At 74.0% G+C, this 2395-nt stretch carries 3 protein-coding genes and 1 pseudogene; 3 read left to right on the top strand and 1 reads right to left on the bottom strand.

From position 1 onward, the window contains the following. The coding region (locus B7767_RS30610) for a PLP-dependent aminotransferase family protein (RefSeq protein WP_143652708.1) at positions 1–756 on the top strand (756 nt) is incomplete at its 5' end. A 151-nt stretch (positions 757–907) separates the two neighbouring features. Continuing rightward, positions 908–1558, top strand: coding sequence for a DUF4232 domain-containing protein (locus B7767_RS30615; protein ID WP_085574982.1), 651 nt, complete (start codon positions 908–910; stop codon positions 1556–1558). 90 nt (positions 1559–1648) lie between these two features. Here B7767_RS30615 and B7767_RS30620 read toward each other — a convergent pair whose 3' ends face one another. Continuing rightward, positions 1649–1933, bottom strand: coding sequence for a peptidoglycan-binding protein (locus tag B7767_RS30620; RefSeq protein ID WP_256923630.1), 285 nt, complete (start codon positions 1931–1933; stop codon positions 1649–1651). Between B7767_RS30620 and B7767_RS30625 the strand changes: the two are divergent. Then, a pseudogene (locus B7767_RS30625) lies at positions 1893–2333 on the top strand (helix-turn-helix domain-containing protein); the annotation flags it as partial. The gene B7767_RS30620 and the pseudogene B7767_RS30625 sit on opposite strands and share 41 nt — an antisense overlap. Positions 2334–2395: the final 62 nt, after the last annotated feature.

Raw genomic sequence — 2395 nt, forward strand, 5'->3', positions numbered from 1 at the left:
CTGGCCACCCCGCCGGTGCCGGTCGACGACCAGGGCCCGCGCGTCGACGCGCTGCGCGCCACCGGCGCCCGTGCCGTGCTCCTCACACCGGCCCACCAGTTCCCCACCGGGATCGTGACGAGCGGCGAGCGGCGCCGCGAACTGCTGCGCTGGGCCGCGGACGGCGGCCTGGTCCTGGAGGACGACTACGACGCCGAGCACCGCTACGACCGCCCGCCCGTACCCGCCCTGCGCTCCCTGCTCGCCGACCGCCTGTGCTACATGGGCAGCGTCTCCAAACTCCTCGCCCCCGCACTGCGGATCGGCTGGATGATCCCACCGCCCCACCACCTGCGCGCACTGACCGACGCGAAACGCTTCACCGACCTGGGCAACGCCGTACTGCCGCAACTGGTCCTCGCCCGGCTGATGGAATCGGGCCGGCTGGAGCGCCACCTACGGCTGCTGCGCGCCCGCCACATCCGCCGCCGCGACGCGGTGATCGGCGCCGTCACCGCACACCTGCCGGGCGCGGTCGTCCACGGCGCGGCGGCCGGCCTGCACCTGACGGTCACCTACGCACCGGACGTACCCGACACCGAACTGGCCGCGGCCGCCCTCGCCCGCGGCGTGAAGTGCCACCCCCTGTCCTGGCACCGCCAACTCCCCGGCCCCCAGGGGCTGGTCCTCGGCTACGCGGCCGACCCGCCCGGAGTCCTCACCGAGGGCGTGCGGACCCTCGGCCAGGCCCTGCGCGAGCTGACCCGGCGCTCCTGAGCCCCGTGTGTCACCGTCTCTCCCCGTCTGTAACAGGGGTGTATTGGCGGGCGGCCGGGTGAAACGCGGGACCGGACCGGCCGCTCTTGGTGTGCGGAAACGCCGCCCGTGCCGACGGGCCGGCACCCCGACCGACACCGAGGAAGACACCATGCGCGTCAACAAGCTCACCATCGCAGCCCTGGCCGTCGTCGCGGGTCTCTCGCTCACCGCCTGCCAGAACGACGACACCGCCGGCACGGGCCGGAGCGACTCGTCCTCCTCCTCGAAGGGTTCGCACTCCGGCGGCTCGGCCCAGGACACCGCGAAGGACTCCGCCGGGAACGACTCGGGCGAGGGCCAGGACACGGCCGCCGGAACCGGCTCCGCCAAGAACGGCGCGACCGGCAAGTGCCGCACCGACGAGCTGGAGGTCACGGCGCAGGACGGCACCATCGGCGGCGACGAGGACAACACCGTCGCGGTGACGTTCACCAACGGCGGCGGCCGGGACTGCTCGATCGCGGGCTTCGCCGGCGTGGACCTGAAGACCAATGCGGGGACGGTCTCCGCGGAACGCTCGGGCGAGCCGGCCCCCGCGACCGTCCTGAAGGACGGCGAGTCGGTCTCCTTCTCCGTCTCCTACCCGGCCAACGACACGGGCGGCTCCGGCGTCCGCGTCACCGGGCTCGTGGTGACCCCGCCGAACGAGACGAAGTCGGTCACCCTCGACTGGCCGGGCGCCGCGTCGCTGCCCGTCACGGACGGCTCCGGCACCCCGGTGCGGGTCGGCCCGATCGGCAGCGCCGGCCAGGGCAGCTGACCCGCACCACCGGCACCGGGACCACCGGTGTGGCGAACACACGTGGCTCGTACCCGCGTTCAAGGGGCACGGACCACATCTCCACGCTGCTCAGCAGTACTTGTAGGAGGCGGAACGCTCCCCGCCGTTGGCCCAGACGATCCAGCGCCCGCTCGCGTCACGGTCGGCGAGGTGGCGCAGCGTGGACCGCGGGGAGTCGTAGTTGACGATGTCCTCGCCGTAGATGTTCTTGCCGGCGGCCTTCAGGTACTGGCCCGCCTTGGTGAACGTCTTCGGCCCCGCCACCCCGTCGGCCACGGGGCCGTGGTCCCGCTGCCACTGCTCGGTCGCCGCCAGGGCGTTGGCGCCGGAGGTACCGCTCAGCCTGCGGATCACCCGGTACGTCCGGACGCACCTGGCCGACCCCACCCCGTCGGCCGTGCGGATCGCCGCCGCGCACGGCATCCCGGTCCGCCACCTCTGCACCGTGCTGTCCCGGCCGGGCATCAGCCTCGGAGACCGGATCCGCTCGCACCGCCCGGCCGAGTGCAGGCGGGAACCGGCCGGACCGGGCGGCCGGACGCGCACCATCGCCGGCATCGGCCGGAGCTGGGGCTTCATGGACGCGACCCACTTCAGCAAGGTGTTCAAACAGGCCTACGGCATCTCCCCACGGACCTGGCGGGACCAGCACCACCCCGCCCCCGCGCGAAAGGGCCGTGCGGGCCGCTGGCCGCTCGGGCGGCGGACCGGGGCTGTCCGTCCCCGACGGCCTCCGTTCGCGGAAGACGGGTGAGGACGGGGCCGGGCCACTGACGCGAACGGGGCGGGTACGGCGCACTCGCGCCGTACCCGCCC

Origin of the sequence: Streptomyces sp. 13-12-16 (assembly GCF_002114215.1) — a bacterium.
Classification (GTDB): domain Bacteria; phylum Actinomycetota; class Actinomycetes; order Streptomycetales; family Streptomycetaceae; genus Streptomyces.

Bases quoted from the DNA above. Each gene is read 5' to 3' on its own strand.
- B7767_RS30615 (WP_085574982.1), top strand. From the start codon at position 908: ATGCGCGTCAACAAGCTCACCATCGCAGCCCTGGCCGTCGTCGCGGGT.